The sequence below is a fragment of the Allobosea sp. genome, assembly GCF_051860145.1.
Lineage (GTDB): Bacteria > Pseudomonadota > Alphaproteobacteria > Rhizobiales > Beijerinckiaceae > Allobosea.
Map to the genome: position 1 here is coordinate 512,791 of NZ_JBHYEM010000001.1, position 15,651 is coordinate 528,441.

Sequence of the window (15,651 nt, forward strand, 5' to 3'; positions counted from 1 at the left end):
GCATCCTGCTCTGAGGAAGCAACGTCATGACCGCGACCATGCTCGTGACCATGTGCACGCTGTTCATGCTCTCCGTCCCGGTCGCGATCGCGGTCGGGCTGGCGGCGGTGGCGGGGCTGGGCCTGTTCACCTCGCTGCCGCTGGTGCTCGTCGCGCAGCAGGCCTTCGCGGCGCTCGACAAGTTCCCGCTCGCGGCCGTGCCGTTCTTCATCCTCGCCGGCAACCTGATGGGCGAGGGCGGGATCTCGCGCCGGCTCGTCGATTTCGCCAAGAGCCTGGTCGGCGGCGTGCAGGGCGGGCTCGCCTGCACCTGCATCCTGACCTGCATGATTTTCGCGGCAGTGTCCGGCTCCAGCGTCGCGACCACCTTCGCGATCGGCGCGATCCTGATCCCCGCCATGGTCAAGCACGGCTATCCGATCTCCTTTGCCGCCTCGCTGCAGGCGAGCGCGGCGGAACTCGGCGTGATCATCCCGCCCTCGATCCCGATGATCCTCTACGGCGTCGCGGCCGAGGTCTCGATCGGCGAGCTCTTCGTCGCCGGGTTCGGGCCGGGCATCCTGGTCAGCGCCGCGCTGATGGTCTCGGTCTGGGTCTGGTGCCGCATCCGCGGCTACGGCAAGAACGACAAGGAAGGCCGGATGGCGGTCGGCGCCGCGACCAAGGATGCGGCGCTGGCGCTGATGATGCCGGTGATCATCCTGGGCGGCATCTATGGCGGCGTCTTCACGCCGACCGAGGCCTCGATCGTCGCGGTGTTCTATGCACTGGTCGTCAGCTGCTTCATCTATCGCGAACTCGACCTCGCGACCGTCATCGCTATCCTGCGCAAATCCGTCGTCTCGTCATCGGTGATCATGATGATCATCGCGATGGCCGGTCTGTTCAGCTTCCTGCTGACGCGCGCCGGCGTTCCGGCCCAGATCGGCGCCTATATCATCGCGAGCTTCGACAGCGGCTGGTCGTTCCTGCTGGCGGTGAACGCGTTCCTGTTCGTCATCGGCATGTTCATCGAGACTTCGGCGGCGATTATCGTGCTCGCCCCGATCCTCGCGCCGGTGGCGGCGAGCTTCGGCATCGACCCGGTGCATTTCGGCATGGTGATGGTGGTCAATCTGGCGCTCGGCATGATCACGCCGCCCTTCGGCGTGAACCTCTTCGCCGCCTGCGCCGTGGCGCGCATCTCGCTCGACCGCATGACACGCTCGCTATTGCCCTTCATCGGCATCGTGCTCGTGTGCCTGATGATCATCACCTATGTGCCGTGGATCTCGCTCGCGCTGAGAGATCTCGTCTACAGGTAGCGGCGACCGGCACGGCGCCGGGCCAGGTCCATGGCCACGCTGCGCGCAGCGGCCATGGACCCCAGCGCTCGCATCAGGGGCAGTTATAGCCGTTCCCGCCGTCTGGCAGGCAGCGCGATCCATTGGGCAGGTTCAGCGCGCCCGAGCGATCCCGGCTGACATAGGCGCCGTTCGGCAGCGTGAAGCCGCCCGAGCGGTCGACGGCGACGCGCGTTCCATCGGGAAGGACCAGGCCGCCGGCCCCGTCATTGGCGATATGCTTCGCATCCCTGGCGCCGGGGCCCGGGCCCACATTCTGAGTCGGGGTGGCGATTCGCTGCGATCCGACACAGCCGGAGACCAGGATGACCAGGCCAGCCGCGCCGGCGACACCAACAATGCTTCTCATATCTCGACCCTCTAAAATATCCCGCTCCGCCGCAAGCCCGCGTCAGGCTGGAGCCACAATTCCGGACGCAGTGAATTCGGCGAGGCTGACCGATCGCAGCCGCTTCGGCAAGGCGGCAGCGCGCCGGGGGGGCGGGCTTCAGATCGGGCGCTCGCCGAACAGCCTGAGATTGACGGCACGCGGCTTGTCTGCATCGGCCGGCGTCGCCGCGATGAACGAGCTCTTGCCGCCCGCCAGTTCCACGGGCAGCAGCATGACCCGGATGAAGACGTTGACGCCGCCGCTGATATTGCTGCCGACGACGGTCTCGTGCCCGGTCTCGAACCAGGCGCCCCCTGCCCCGATCCGGTCGAGATCGTCTCCGACCTCCGCGATCAGCAGGCCGCTTTCCAGCCGGCGAATGCCCGGGCCGCGATGGCGATGGGCGGGCGTGCGGGCGCCGGCCTGGGATTCGACCCTGTCGGCGCGCAGCATGTGCTCGCCCTCGCCGAGAACCGCGAGGCGGGACAGGACCGGCGACAGGCCGTCCTCGATACGCGGCGGCGCCGCGCCGGGCGCGATCTCGTAGAGCCAGGCGCCTCCGGAGCTCGTGACGGCCTCACCGCCCGCGGCGAAGGCGCCATCGCCGGCCGCGACAGTCGCTCCCGCCACCGTCGCGTCGCCGCCCGCCGCATAGGCGAAGGCATGGCCGGCGGCCGCGACCACACAGCTCTTCCCGGCGCCGAGATCATAGACGGAGATCCGCCATTGCTGCCTGCTCATTGCCTTGCCTCCGGCTGAATCCTGCTGCGCTGGCGATCGCTCGGGTTATGGCTCACGCGGCCTTTGCCTGGCCGATCACCGCCTCGAGGATCGGGCTTCCCGGCTCGATGAACTCGCTCAGGATGTCGAAATGCCCCCAACGCGGCAGGGTGTGAACCTCCGGGTTCAGGCCGCTGCGATGAAGGTGATGGGAGTAGCGGTAGGTCTGGTCGATCCAGTGCCAGGGCTCGAGGCCGCCGACGAAGAGCCCGGTCGGGCATCGGGCGAAGACCGGGCGGCGCTCGACATCGCGACGCAGCGCGACCTCTTCCGTCAGGCGGACCTCGGCATTGACGCTGGTGCCGATCACCGGGCGCGGATCATAGATGCCGCTGATCAGCACCGCGCCGGTGATGAAGGAGGGATCGACGCCCTCGGCGGACCAGTCATGGGCCATGCATTCGGCGACGAGATGCGCGCCGGCCGAATGGCCCGAGAGGCTGACGCGCCGGGGATCTCCGCCGAAGCCGGCCGCCTCGCGGCGCAGCCAGCCGACCGCCGCGAGGGCCGATTCGGCCACCCCGTCGAGGGTCGAGCCCGGGCAGAGCTCGTAATTGGCCACGATGGTCGTGATGCCGGCGGCGACCAGCGGCTCGGCCAAAAAGGCAAAGTTCTGCTTGTCCTGAGCGCGCCAGTAGCCGCCGTGAAAGAAGACATGGACGGGAGCCGGGCCAGCCTCGCCCGCGCTCGCCGGGTAGATGTCGAGCTTGCGAAGGGGATGGTCGCCATAGGCCAGGTCGGCATGGCGCGCGAGCCGCGCCAGCGCCCCGGCATTGACCGCGTTCCGGCTCGCCTGCGCATCCTTGAAATTCGGGAAGGCGGCCTGCGGATTATACTGGAATTCATGCTCCTCCGGCGTGAGCGTCGACCAAAGCGGCTGATCTGGAGGCATGTCGGCCTTCTTTCGTTGGGATGCGATCGGGCTGGGTCAGCTGGCGAGGCGCGCCAGCGCCGAACTGCGGAGCTTCGACAGCGTGCTGCGCACGGAGAGGGCTTCCGGATCGGTCACCAGCTCGATCAGCGCGCTGCCCTCGGCGCCAAGCGCGCGGGAGAGCGCCGAGGCGAAATCGCCCGTCGCCTCGACGCGCTCGGCGCTGAGCCCATAGGCCCTGGCGAGGGCGACGAAATCCGGATTGGTCAGCGCGGTGCCGCTCTCGCGGGCCGGATAATTGCGCTCCTGATGCATGCGGATGGTGCCGTACATGCCGTTATTGACCACGATGAACAGGATCTTGAGGCGATGGCGGGCGGCCGTCGCCAGTTCCTGCCCGTTCATCAGGAAGCAGCCATCGCCGGCGACCGAGACGACCTGTCTGTCCGGAAATGTCAGCTTCGCGGCGATCGCCGCCGGCACGCCATAGCCCATCGCGCCCGATGTCGGCGCAAGCTGCGTGCGGTAGTCGGTGAAATGCCAGTGGCGATGCAGCCAGCCGGTATAGTTCCCGGCGCCCGAACAGACGATCGTCGTGTCCGGCAGCGCGGCGCGGAGCTGCGCGATCACCTCGCCGAGATTGACGCCGCCCGGCTGCGGCAAGGGCGCAAGGCTCGCCTCGTAATCGGCCCGGCAGGCCTGCGCCCACTCGGCCCAGGGCTGCTCGGCCAGCGGCGCCTGGGCGGCAAGGCCCGCGACCACCGTCGCGGCCGCGGCATTGATCGGCAGCTCAGCCTGATAGACCCGGCCGAGCTCGTCGGGATCGGGATGGACATGAACGATGATCTTGCCCTCGGGCCGAGGCGGCGCGAGCAAAGTATAGCCCGCCGTCATCATCTCGCCGAAGCGCGGGCCGATCGCGATCACCAGATCGGCCTCGCCCAGCCGCTTCACCAGGCTCGGCTCGGCGCCGATGCCGAAATGGCCGACGAAGCAGGGCTCGTGGTTCGACAGGTAATCCTGGCAGCGCAGGGCCACCGCCACCGGCAGCCGGTTGCGATTGGCGAAACCGGCGAGATCGCGCCCGGCCTGGCTGGTCCAGCCGCCGCCACCGACGATGAGCAGCGGCCGTTTCGCCTCGCCGATCCGTTCCATGAGCGCGTCGATCTGATCCTGGCGCGGCGCCGCAGGAATCGGTTCGGCGCGGCGTCCGAGATCGATCCGGCCCTCGACGAGATCGGTCAACATGTCCTCCGGCAGCGAGAGCACGACCGGCCCCGGTCGGCCGGCCATCGCCGTCTGGAAGGCGCGATGCAGATATTCCGGAATGCGCGCGGCATCGTCGATCTCGGCCGTCCATTTCGCCAGAGGCCCGAACATGGCGCGGAAATCGACCTCCTGGAAACCCTCGCGATCGCGGAACTCGCGCCCGACCTGGCCGATGAACAGGATCATCGGGGTCGAGTCCTGGAAGGCGGTATGAACGCCGATCGAGGCGTTGGTCGCGCCCGGGCCGCGCGTCACGAAGCAGATGCCCGGCCGGCCGGTCAGCTTGCCATGGGCCTCCGCCATATTGGCGGCGCCGCCTTCCTGGCGGCAGACCACCAGCCTGATCTCGTCTCCGGCGTCATGGAGCGCATCGAGCACCGCGATATAGCTCTCGCCGGGCACGCAGAAGACGTGATCGACGCCCTGCAGCTTGAGGCAGTCGACCAGAATCTGTCCGCCTGTCCGGCCCGCTTGCTGCGTCATGGCGCATGTCCTCGCTATTGGTTCATGTCGCCAGGCGACTTCAGACCAATATCACCCAACCTCAACCAATAGCCAACCGTTTCTTGACCGGCGACCGTGAAGGGCGATCGCTTTTGAACAATCAAATCAGATGATGTATCGATAGGCGGCATTGGCAGGACCAAATCAGACCAACATGCTCGAGAATCTGGCCAAATACCCGGACGAGACCAGCACGCGGCTCAAATCGGATTCCGACAGCCAGGCCATCTATCAGAGCCTGCGGAGCTCGATCGTCGAGGGACGGCTGCGCTCGGGCACGCGGCTGCCGACCGAGCGGGCGCTCGCCTCGCGCTTCGGGGCCGCGCGCAACACCGTGCGCAAGACGATGAACCAGCTCGTCGACGAGGGCCTGATCATCCGCCATGTCGGCCGCGGCACCTTCGTCGCGCGCGATCATGCGAAGGGCGTCGCGAGTGCCGTGGACGAAGCGCAGTTCAGTCTCGGTGAGCTGCTCGAGGCCCGGCTGATGTTCGAGCCGATGCTGGCGGAGCTGGTGGCGGAGCGGGCGAGCAGCGAAGACCTCGCCGGATTGTCGGCCTATCTGGAGGCGCTGCGCAACGCCGCGACCTGGACGGAATTCAAGGAAGCCAAATACGCGCTCCACCTCGCCATCGTGCGCGCCTCGCGCAACAGCTTCCTGATCTCGGTCTTCGAGACCATCATCGCGTCGCGCCGCAAGGCCGGCTGGGGCCGGCCGGGCGGCCATCCCTTGCCGATCAGCGCCGTGCGCGAAGCCGCGGCGCGCGACAATGCCGCGATCGTCGAGGCTCTCAGGAAGCGCGACGCCACCGCGGCCCGCGAGCTGATCAGCACCTATCTGCTGCGCACGCTGATGTCGGTCAGCGACAGCTGAAGACGGCCACTGCGGCTGTCAGCGCTGGTCCATCCGCCGCTGCAGGCCCCGGCCGACCAGCATCAGCGCCAGCGCCGTGATCAGGATCGCCAGGCCCGGAAAGGCCGACATCCAGGGCGCGAGCAGAATGTAGTCCTTGCCCTGCTGCAGGATGGCGCCCCAGTCCGGCGTCGGCGGCTGCACGCCCAGGCCGAGGAAACCCAACGCCGCCTGGATCTGCAGCACCAGCGGAAACAGCACCATGCATTGCACCAGGACCAGCGGCAGAACGTTGCGCGTGACGTGGTGGAACAGGATCCAGGGCTCGGACAGGCCGAGGCTGCGCGCCGCCTCGACATAGGTCAGCCCGGCCTCCGCCATGGCGCCCGAACGGGCGATGCGGAAGAAGACGGGGACATAGACCACCGTCAGGGCGAAGACGAGGTTGAGCGTTTTCGGGCCGAGGATGCCGGTCACCATCACGCCGAGGATGATCGGCGGGAAACTGAGGATCACGTCGATCAGGCGGCCGAGCAGCATGTCGACGCGCCCGCCCACGAAGCCGGACAGGAGGCCGAAGCCGCCGCCGATCAGCGCCGCCGCGACCAACGCCGAGGCGCAGATCGAGAGCGTGATGCGGGCGCCGTAGACGATGCGAGCGAAGACATCGCGGCCGACATCGTCGGTGCCGAACAGATGCTGGGCGGAGGGCGCCTCCATCGCCTTGTCGACATTGATCGCCACCGGCGAATGGGCGGTGAACAGGCCGGGGAACAGCACGACCAGCAGCACGAAGACGGCGATGACGAGGCCGAAGGCGAGATCCGGCTCGCGGCGGGCGCGCTTTGCGAGTCGCGCCAGGCGGCCGGGATGGGAGGATGCGATGGAGGAGACGCTCATGACGGGCCTAGCTCAGCCGGACGCGCGGATCGATGATCCGGTAGAAGAGATCGACGGCGAGGTTGGTCAGCATGGCGATGACCACGACGACCAGCAGGCCGGCCTGCAAGACGGGGTAGTCGCGCGTCTCGATCGAGGAGAGGAGGAGCCTGCCGAGACCTGGCAGCGCGAACAGGCTCTCGATGATGACCGCCCCGCCGAGGATCTGGATCAGGATCAGGCCCATGAAGGTGATCAGCGGGATCGCGATATTGCGCAGCAGGTGCTTGAAGAAGACCGTCCGCGTCGGCACGCCCTTGGCGATCGCGGTGCGCACATAATCCTCGCCAAAGGCCGAGACGACGCTCTGTCGGACGAACTGGCTATAGGCGGCCGCCTGCAGCAGCGCGAGGCTCAGGACAGGCAGCGCCATGATCGACAGGTTGTCGGCGAGCGACTCGGTGGGCGGCACATACATCAGCGGCGGCGACCAGTCGAAGGCGGCAGAGACCCCGACGAGCAGCATCAGGCCGAACCAGAAGACCGGCGCCGCGAGGCCGAGCAGGTTGAAGGTCTGGATGGCGCGGTCGAGCGGCCGGCCCTCGTAGATGCCGGCGAGAACGCCGAGCGGCACGCCGATCAGCGTGGCGAGCGCGAGCGTCGCGAAGGCGAGCTGCAAGGTCACGCCGAGCGCCGACCCGATCATGCCGAGCACCGGCTGGCCGCGGGTCCAGCTCGTGCCGAAATCCGCCGTGAAGACACGGGCGAGCCAGCCGAGATATTGCTGCCAGACGGGCTGGTCGAGGCCGAAGAACTCGCGCAGCGCCCTGGCCGCGACCGGATCGCTGGTCTGGCCGAGCATCTGGCCGACGACGTCGCCCGGCACGGAGCGCACCAGGAGGAAGACGATGACGGACGCGAGGATCGCGGTCACGACCGAAGCTGCCAGCCTTTTTGCGAGATAAGCGCCCATCGCACCTTGCGGCTTTCAGAAAGAGGTCCGCGCGAAGCGATCATCGCTCCGCGCCGGGACTGCGTGCGGCGCGCATGGCGCCGCACGCGATTGGAAAATCAGGCCAGCCAGGTCCGCGCCAGGCCGTAATACCAGCCGGTCGGATGCTGGTCGTAGTTGCGGACCTTCTCGCTCCTGACGACGATATGGTCGGCGGAGAACAGCATGATGGTCGGCACGCTTTGCGCCATCGCCTGCTGGTAGCGCGCATAGATCTCGCGGCGCTTGGCCGGATCGTTCTCGACCCGGCCCTCGTCGAGCAGGGCGCTGGCCGCTTCGTTCTTCCAGTTCCGGAAATCCGCGCCCTCCGGCGCCTTGTGGAAGTGGCGGTAGAACAGGAGGTTCGGATCGGGGACGGTCGCCCAGTCGTTGAAGGTGAAGCCCATCTGCTTCGACTGGAAGTTCTTGACCCAGACGCCGAGCTCGACGCGCTGGATGGCGAGCCTGATGCCGATCTTGGCGAGCTGCTCGCGCAAGGTGACGGCGGCGGCGTCCATCCAGTCATAGCCGATGATCGAGGTCAGGGTCAGGTCGAAGCCGTTGGGGTGTCCGGCTTCCTCCAGCAGCTTCCTGGCCGCGGCGATATCGAGCTTCTGGTTCGGCAGCTTGTCGAGCGGCACGCCCCAGCTCTCCTGCATGCCGGCGACCATGGTGCCGATCACCTTGCCGAGCCCGCCGATCGAAGCGCGCATGATCTCGTCCTTGTCGACGGCGAGCGCGATGGCGCGGCGCACCCGCTCGTCGTCGAGCGGCTTCAGCTCGGCGCCGAGGTCGATCGCCTTCTGGTTGAACGAGGGCTTGCGCTCGATCACGAGGCCGGCGACGCCCTCGACCTGCTTGACGTCCTGCGGACGGGTCAGGGTCGCGATGTCGATGCGCTTGTTGCGCAGGCCTACCAGGAGGCTCGCGGCATTCGGCACGAAGACGAAGTTGATCTTGTCGAGATAGGGAACGCCGGGCTCCCAGTAATCGCCATTGCGCGCCAGCGTGACATTGCTGTTCGGCTTGAACTCCGTGAGCTTGAACGGGCCGGTGCCGACGCTCGCCTGGTTGAGCTTCGTCTTGGCGTCGGCGGCGTCGAAATAGCCGGCCGGGACGACGCCGCCATATTTGTTGCCGAGCGTCATCGGCAGCGCGGCGTTGGGCGCCGAGATGGTGATCTTGACGGTCGCGTCGTCCGTCGCCTCGACCGAGGTGATCATGGCGAAGTCGCCGGCGCCCGGCGAGCCGTTCTTCGGGTCGCGGATATAGTTGTAGCTATAGGCGACGTCCTTGGCGGTCATCGGCTGGCCGGTGTGGAACTTCACGCCCTTGCGCAGGCGCACGGTGTAGACGAGCCGGTCGGACGAGAGATCGAAGCCCTCCGCAAGCAGTGGCATGGGCTGGCCGTCCGGGCTTTCATAGAAGAGGCCCTGATAGATCAGCACGGTCAGACGGATCCGGGCATCGGCGGCCTGGTGGAACGGATCGAGGCCGGGAGGCTCGACCAGGAGGCCCATATTGAGGGTGCCGCCCGATTTCGCGCCGTCGGCCTTCGGCCCATAGAGCTCGGCCGCCCTGGCGGGCCCGACGATCGCTGCCGCAGCGGCGAGACCGCCGAAGGCCAGCAGCGTACGCCGGTCGATCAGGTCAAAAAAATCGGAACTGGACATGGTCTTCTCCCCTTCATTTGGGCTCCGCTCCCCGGAGCCGGATTCAGTCGCGATAGGCCACGATCATCTCGATCTCGACCGCCGCGTCGCGCGGCAGCTCGGCGACACCGACGGCGGAACGCGCATGGCGGCCCGCCTCTCCAAAGATCTCGCCGAGCAGGTCGGAGGCGGCGTCCAGCACTTTCGGCTGGTCGTTGAAGCCCGGAGCCGAGGCGACGAAGCCGGTGACCTTGAGGATACGCTCGATCCGGTCGAGGGAACCGAGCGCCTGCTTCAGACAGGCGAGCCCCTGCAGGATGCAGATCCGCGCTTCCCCGCGCGCCGCCTCGAGCGAAACGGCGCCGCCCGCCTTGCCGCGCAGCTTCACCTCGCCATCGACCTTCGGCAATTGCCCGGCGAGATAGGCGACGCCGCCATGCAGTGTCACCGGCACATAGTTGAAGGAGGGCGATGCGGCGTCCGGCAAGACGAGGCCGAGTTCGCTCAGGCGTTGCTCAATCATGGGCGTGCTCCAATTCAGGAACCAGAAGGCTGCGGACGAGGCCGCCGAGATCATGGCGGGCGACAAAGCCGGTCGCGGCGGCAAGCCGGCTGCCGTCGATCAGCGGAAACAGCAGCGCCGGCTCGACGCGATCGAGCGTGATGCGCGACTCGGGCTTCAAGCGCCGCACTTCGGCGATGAGCTCACTGACACTCGCCTCGAAACCCTTGAGATTATAGACCGGCTCCAGCCGGCCGGCATGGCCGAGCACCGCCAGGACGGCATCGGCGACATCGGCGACATGCATCAGGTCGACCGGCCGGTCGTGGAACGCCACGCGCGTCTCACGACCCCCCTGCGCCGCCGCGAAAACATCGGCGATGGCGCTGGCGGCGCCTTGATACCAGAGGCCATGCCCCAGGATCAGCGGCAGGCGCAGCCCGACAATGTCGATGCCGTGCCGGCGCGCCTGGAAGGCCGAGAGCGCCTCCGCCATCTGCTTGGTCAGCCCATAGACGGTGGTCGGCGCGGAGCGGTCGTCCTCGTCGACGCGGGCATCGCCATAGTCGAAAGCCGGACCGTAGACGACGGTCGAGCTGGTCCAGACGATGCGGCTCACCCCGGCCGCGCAGGCGGCGTCGATGAGCTTGCCATGGCCGGAGACATTGACGGCGAAAGCAGCGTCCGCCTCGGCCTCGCCGGAGCGCATCAGACCGAGCCTGCCGACGCCATGCGCCACGCAGGATACGACCAACTCCGGCCCGAACCGGCCGAAGGCCGCGGCGAGCGCCTCCCTGTCCTCGATCGAGCCTTCGACCTCGTCATAGAGGCCGGAGAGGTCGGCGAGCCTGTCCTCAGCCATGGCCGGGCCGAACAGGACGGGGCGATACCCGGAACGGACCAGCGCGCGCACGACATGCGAGCCGACGAAGCCGCGACCGCCGGCCACCAGAACGCCGCGAGCCGGCATGTCAGAGGGTGAGGTCGTCACGGATGCAGGCTTTCCAATGGCCGGGCGCCGTCTCGCGCAGCGGCGGAACGGCTTCGGCACAGTCGGACAGGGCGAAGGGGCAGCGCGTCCGGAAGACGCAGCCGGATGGCGGCGCGCTGGGGCTCGGAATCTCTCCCTTCAGGACGATGCGCTCGCCGGCCGGCCGCGCGCCCGGCGCCGCGTGCATCAGCGCCGCGCTATAGGGATGGGCCGGCCGCGCGAACAGGGCCGCGCTCGGCGCAAGCTCCATGACGCGGCCGAGATAGAGCACCATCACCCGGTCGGAAATGACCTCGACCACCGACAGGTCATGGCTGATGAACATCAGCGTCAGCGAGAGATCGCGCTGCAAATCCTGCAGGAGGTTGAGCACCTCCGCCTGGATCGAGACGTCGAGCGCCGAGACCGGCTCGTCGGCGACGATGAAGCCCGGCTTCGACGCAAGCGCACGGGCGATCGCCACGCGCTGCCTCTGACCGCCGGAGAAGGCGCGGGGATAGCGCCCGAGATGCTCGCGCGTCAGGCCGACCCGCTCGATCAGAGCCGCCGCCTCGTCGGCCGCCTCCGCCTTGCCGAGGCCGCGATGCAGCCGGATCGGCTCGGCCAGCATGTCGGCGATGGTCATCCGCCGGTTGAGGCTGGCGAAGGGATCCTGGAAGATCATCTGCATGTGGCGGCGAAAGCGCCGGTGCTCGCGCGGCGACAGCGCGCCGAGCTCCTGGCCGGCATAGGCCACCTCGCCCGCCGTCGGCTCCAGCAGGCGCAGCACCAGCCGGCCGATGGTCGACTTGCCCGAGCCGGATTCGCCGACGATGCCGAGCACCTCGCCCTTGTCGAGCGTGAACGAGACGTCCTCGACGGCGCGGACAACGGGATGGGCGCCGAAATGCTTGGTCAGGCCGGCCACCTTCAGCAGGGGCTGGCCGCTGTTCCGATCGGCGAGGGTTTTGACGCTCGCCTGTGTCACGATGCCAGTTCCCGCCAGCGGAAGCAGCGGCTGACATGGTCCTCCGCGACGCTCTCGAGTTCCGGCACCGCCTCGGCACATTCGGGAACCGCCAGCCTGCAGCGCGGATGAAACCGGCAGCCGCGAGGCGGATCGAGCGGGCTCGGCAGGGCGCCCGGGATGGGCACGAGCCGCGCGCCATGACCGGCGCCATGCGGCGTGCAGGCGAGCAGCGCCTTGGTATAGGGATGGCGCGGATGGGCCAACACCTCGGCCGCCGGCCCCTGCTCGACGATCTGGCTGGCATACATGACCGCGACCTGGTCGGCGATCTCCTCGACCAGTTTCAGGTCGTGGGTCACGAAGATCAGCGCCATGCCGCGCTCCTGCTGCAGGCGCTTCAGCAGGGCGATGATCTGGGCCTGGATGGTAACGTCGAGCGCCGTGGTCGGCTCATCGGCGATCAGCAGCGCCGGGTCGCAGGCGAGCGCGATCGCGATCATGACGCGCTGGCGCATGCCGCCCGAAAGCTGATGTGGAAACGCGTCGATCCGGCGCTCGGGATCGGTGATGCCGACATCGCGCAGCAGGTCGATCGCCATCCTGCGCGCGGTCCGGCGGTCGGCCTTCTGGTGGATGCGGATCGGCTCCGCGATCTGGTCGCCGATCGGGAAGACCGGATTGAGGCTCGACATCGGGTCCTGGAAGATCATGGCGATGTCGCGGCCGCGGACGCGTGCCATCTCCGCATCGGATGCCGCGATCAGATCGACGGGCCGGCCGTCGCGGCCCTGAAAGCGGATCCGCCCGCCCTCGACGCGGCCGCCGGTGCTGGCCGTGCGGCGGCCGAGCAGGCGCATCACCGTGAGCCCGGTCACCGACTTGCCCGAGCCGGATTCGCCGACGATCGCCAGCGTCTCGCCATGAGCGACCGACAAGGTCACGCCGTTTACGGCCTTCACGATGCCGGCGTCGGTGTAGAACCAGGTTTTCAGATCATCGATTTCGAGCACGGGCCGGCGCGCGGCCGGGCCGCTCCCATGACCGGCTTCAGCGGAGGGCATGGCGTTCGACCGCATCCCAGTCGACCTCGATGCCGAGGCCCGGCGCATCCGGAACCGTGATCAGGCCATCCACCGGCGTCAGCGCGTTCTTCAGGATGGAGTCGCGCAGCGGGTTGGCGCCGAGATCATACTCGACCAGCGTCGGCCGCGGAATGTTGTTGGCGTGCGGATAGACCGGCAGCGAGGCGACGAAATGGACTGCCGCCGCGAGCCCTATTCCGGTTCCCCAGACATGCGGCGACAGGCGCAGATGCTCCATCATCGCGAGCTGGGCGATCTGCCGCCCCTGCCAGAAGCCGCCGCAAAGCGAGAGGTCGGGCTGGACGACGTCGACGGCGCGCCGGTCGATCAGCCGCTTGAAGTCGAAGGCGGTGTAGAGCGCCTCGCCGGTCGCGATCGGCACCGGGCTCCAGCGCTGGAGGATCTCGTAGCCGGCGAAATCCTGCGGAGCCAGGGGCTCCTCGACCCAGCCGATCCTGTAGGGCGCAAGCCGCGCGATGCTCTCGCGCGCGAGATCGAGCGTGTAGTTCGAGTTGATGTCGACCAGGATCTCGACATCCGGGCCGAGGATGCGGCGCGTGGCAGCCACCCGCGCCTCGTCATTGGCCGGCGAAACGCCGATCTTGATCTTGACCGTGCGGTGGCCGGCTTTCGCCATGGCCTCGATCTGCGGCTCGAAATCGCGCTCGCTGTTCTCGGTCAGATAGCCGCCCGACGCATAAATCTGCACCCGCTCAGCTTGCTTTCCGCCGATCAGCCGGTGCACCGGCTGGCCAAGCGCCTTGCCGGCCGCGTCCTTGGCCGCCATGTCGATGCCGGAGATGCACCAGGTCATCGGCCCCTGCACGCCGAAATGATAATGACGCGCCAGCATCAGGGAGAAGGAGTGCTCGATATCGAGCACATTGGTTCCGATCAGATAGCCCTTCAGCAAAGGCAAGGTCGCGAGGTTCACCTGCGGCATGCCCCAGCATTCGCCGATGCCCTCGGTGCCGTCGGCGAGCCTGAGCCGAACCAGCGTCGTCGCCCGCGCGGTGGCGAGCGATTTCGACATTCCGTAGGCGCCGCCGGCAGGAAGCTGTGACTGCAGCGGAACAAACGAGATATCGTCGATCAGCATATACGCTCTCCGCCGCGTGCCGTGCCCGGCCAATACCGGATCAATTCGAGCCAATCATGAACCAATTTATCAGCCAGCGCAACAGCGGCCGCGGCCGCCATCGCCGGCTGGCGCGGCCGGTTTGCCCAGCCCGGGACGGCGCTCGTTCGACCCCCGGCCTGCGCCGGCGAGGCTTGTCGCGGCGGAAAACTTGATGAACCTGTGGTCGGGGCGCGCCGCGCGCCCGAACAGGTCGATCGCAAGAGGCTGCCCGCATGTTTCTCACCAACACGGATATGGTCGAACTGGTTGCGCTGAGACACCAATTGCACCGCAAGCCGGAGATCTCCGGCGAGGAGCGCGAGACGGCGCAAATGGTGGTCGACTTCCTCTCGCCGAGCGCGCCGGACCGGGTCGTCACCGGGCTGGGCGGCCATGGCGTGGCAGCGATCTACGAGGGGCGCGAGGCGGGGCCGACCGTGATGGTGCGCGCCGAGCTCGACGCCTTGCCGATCGAGGAGATCGCCGAGCTCGCGCATCGCTCGCAAGTGCCGGGCAGGGGCCATCTCTGCGGCCATGACGGGCATATGACGATTCTTGCCGCGCTGTCGCGCGGGCTCGGTCGCGCACGACCGCAGCGCGGCCGCGCCGTCCTCCTGTTCCAGCCGGCGGAGGAGACCGGCGCCGGGGCAGCCGCGGTGCTGGCAGACCCGAAATTCGCCGAGATCGCGCCCGACTACGCCTTCTCGCTGCACAACAAGCCGGGCCTGCCGCTCGGCTATATGGCGGTCTCCGAGGGCCCCGCGAACTGCGCCTCGCGCGGGCTGCGGATCGTGCTGAACGGCCGGACCTCACATGCCGCCACGCCGGAACATGCGATCTCGCCGATGCGGACGCTGTCGGCGCTGATGCCGGCGCTGACGGCGCTCGGCCGCGGCGGCACGCTCGATGCCGGCTATGCGCTGGTCACCATCACGCATGCGACGATGGGCGAGGCCGCCTTCGGCATCACGCCCGGCCGGGCCGAGATCTGGGCGACCCTGCGGACCCTGACCGACGCGCAGATGAGCGCGCTTTGCACCGGCGCCGAGACGCTGGTGCGAGACGCGGCGCGAGAGGCCGACCTTTCGGTCGAGACCGGCTATCACGACGTCTTCCACCATTGCGAGAACGATGCGGAGGCGGTGGCGCATCTGCGCCGCGCCATGGAGGACGAGAAGCTGCCGCACGGCCCGACCTCGCCGCAGCGCGGCTCGGAGGATTTCGGCCTGTTCGGCCGCCAGGCGAAATCGGCGATGTTTCTGCTCGGCTCCGGCGAGGACACGCCTCCCGTGCACAATCCCGATTTCGATTTTCCCGACGCCCTGATCGAGCCCGGCTCGCGCGTCTTCATGCGGACCTTGCGCAACCTGCTCGGCTGAGGGTCCGAACAACCTCCAACCTTGCGGAGACCATCAGCGCGTCGCAGCCCTCTACCTGCGGCGCTTGCAACATCGCGTCGCTGCAATTATGTGCATGTCACGTAATTAGCATGCTA

15 protein-coding genes are annotated in these 15,651 nt (G+C 67.9%); 3 read left to right on the forward strand and 12 right to left on the reverse strand.

Annotated features, from left to right (window positions below):
- The first annotated feature begins 26 nt into the window (after positions 1–26).
- The gene (locus ACTIF2_RS02350) at positions 27–1,304 is read left to right on the forward strand and encodes a TRAP transporter large permease (RefSeq protein WP_439495404.1); all 1,278 of its coding nucleotides are present in this window, start codon (positions 27–29) and stop codon (positions 1,302–1,304) included.
- A 73-nt stretch (positions 1,305–1,377) separates the two neighbouring features.
- Here ACTIF2_RS02350 and ACTIF2_RS02355 read toward each other — a convergent pair whose 3' ends face one another.
- The 4 genes from ACTIF2_RS02355 to ACTIF2_RS02370 all read right to left on the reverse strand — a co-directional run bounded on the left by ACTIF2_RS02355 (position 1,378) and on the right by ACTIF2_RS02370 (position 5,116).
- A complete protein-coding gene (locus ACTIF2_RS02355; protein WP_439495405.1) occupies positions 1,378–1,692 on the reverse strand; it encodes a hypothetical protein in 315 nt (104 codons plus the stop codon).
- 138 nt (positions 1,693–1,830) lie between these two features.
- The gene (locus ACTIF2_RS02360; protein WP_439495406.1) at positions 1,831–2,454 is read right to left on the reverse strand and encodes a hypothetical protein; all 624 of its coding nucleotides are present in this window, start codon (positions 2,452–2,454) and stop codon (positions 1,831–1,833) included.
- A 52-nt stretch (positions 2,455–2,506) separates the two neighbouring features.
- On the reverse strand, positions 2,507–3,385 hold the full coding sequence (locus ACTIF2_RS02365; RefSeq protein WP_439495407.1) for an alpha/beta hydrolase: 879 nt from the start codon (positions 3,383–3,385) through the stop codon (positions 2,507–2,509).
- Between the two features lie 36 nt (positions 3,386–3,421).
- Positions 3,422–5,116, reverse strand: a complete 1,695-nt coding sequence (locus tag ACTIF2_RS02370; protein ID WP_439495408.1) for a thiamine pyrophosphate-binding protein — start codon at positions 5,114–5,116, stop codon at positions 3,422–3,424.
- A 175-nt stretch (positions 5,117–5,291) separates the two neighbouring features.
- Between ACTIF2_RS02370 and ACTIF2_RS02375 the strand changes: the two genes are divergently transcribed.
- The gene (locus ACTIF2_RS02375) at positions 5,292–6,011 is read left to right on the forward strand and encodes a FadR/GntR family transcriptional regulator (protein WP_439495409.1); all 720 of its coding nucleotides are present in this window, start codon (positions 5,292–5,294) and stop codon (positions 6,009–6,011) included.
- An 18-nt stretch (positions 6,012–6,029) separates the two neighbouring features.
- Here ACTIF2_RS02375 and ACTIF2_RS02380 read toward each other — a convergent pair whose 3' ends face one another.
- From ACTIF2_RS02380 to ACTIF2_RS02415, 8 genes are all read right to left on the reverse strand, one after another.
- Entirely contained in the window at positions 6,030–6,890 is an 861-nt protein-coding gene (locus ACTIF2_RS02380; RefSeq protein WP_439495410.1) for an ABC transporter permease, read from the reverse strand.
- A 7-nt stretch (positions 6,891–6,897) separates the two neighbouring features.
- On the reverse strand, positions 6,898–7,842 hold the full coding sequence (locus ACTIF2_RS02385; protein WP_439495411.1) for an ABC transporter permease: 945 nt from the start codon (positions 7,840–7,842) through the stop codon (positions 6,898–6,900).
- Between the two features lie 98 nt (positions 7,843–7,940).
- Complete coding sequence (locus ACTIF2_RS02390) at positions 7,941–9,533, reverse strand: ABC transporter substrate-binding protein (RefSeq protein ID WP_439495412.1); 1,593 nt, start codon at positions 9,531–9,533, stop codon at positions 7,941–7,943.
- Between the two features lie 43 nt (positions 9,534–9,576).
- Entirely contained in the window at positions 9,577–10,035 is a 459-nt protein-coding gene (locus ACTIF2_RS02395; protein WP_439495413.1) for a RidA family protein, read from the reverse strand.
- Positions 10,028–11,005 (reverse strand): NAD-dependent epimerase/dehydratase family protein, encoded by a 978-nt coding sequence (locus ACTIF2_RS02400; RefSeq protein ID WP_439495414.1) that lies wholly within the window; start codon positions 11,003–11,005, stop codon positions 10,028–10,030. Before ACTIF2_RS02400 ends, ACTIF2_RS02395 begins: the two co-directional genes overlap by 8 nt.
- Positions 10,986–11,972 carry an ABC transporter ATP-binding protein gene (locus ACTIF2_RS02405; protein ID WP_439495415.1) on the reverse strand — a complete coding sequence of 329 codons (987 nt, stop codon included), beginning with the start codon at positions 11,970–11,972 and terminating at the stop codon, positions 10,986–10,988. Before ACTIF2_RS02405 ends, ACTIF2_RS02400 begins: the two co-directional genes overlap by 20 nt.
- A complete protein-coding gene (locus ACTIF2_RS02410) occupies positions 11,969–13,015 on the reverse strand; it encodes an ABC transporter ATP-binding protein (RefSeq protein WP_439495416.1) in 1,047 nt (348 codons plus the stop codon). Before ACTIF2_RS02410 ends, ACTIF2_RS02405 begins: the two co-directional genes overlap by 4 nt.
- The gene (locus tag ACTIF2_RS02415) at positions 13,002–14,135 is read right to left on the reverse strand and encodes a mandelate racemase/muconate lactonizing enzyme family protein (RefSeq protein ID WP_439495417.1); all 1,134 of its coding nucleotides are present in this window, start codon (positions 14,133–14,135) and stop codon (positions 13,002–13,004) included. Before ACTIF2_RS02415 ends, ACTIF2_RS02410 begins: the two co-directional genes overlap by 14 nt.
- 254 nt (positions 14,136–14,389) lie before the next feature.
- Between ACTIF2_RS02415 and ACTIF2_RS02420 the strand changes: the two genes are divergently transcribed.
- The gene (locus ACTIF2_RS02420; protein ID WP_439495418.1) at positions 14,390–15,535 is read left to right on the forward strand and encodes an amidohydrolase; all 1,146 of its coding nucleotides are present in this window, start codon (positions 14,390–14,392) and stop codon (positions 15,533–15,535) included.
- Positions 15,536–15,651 lie beyond the last annotated feature (116 nt).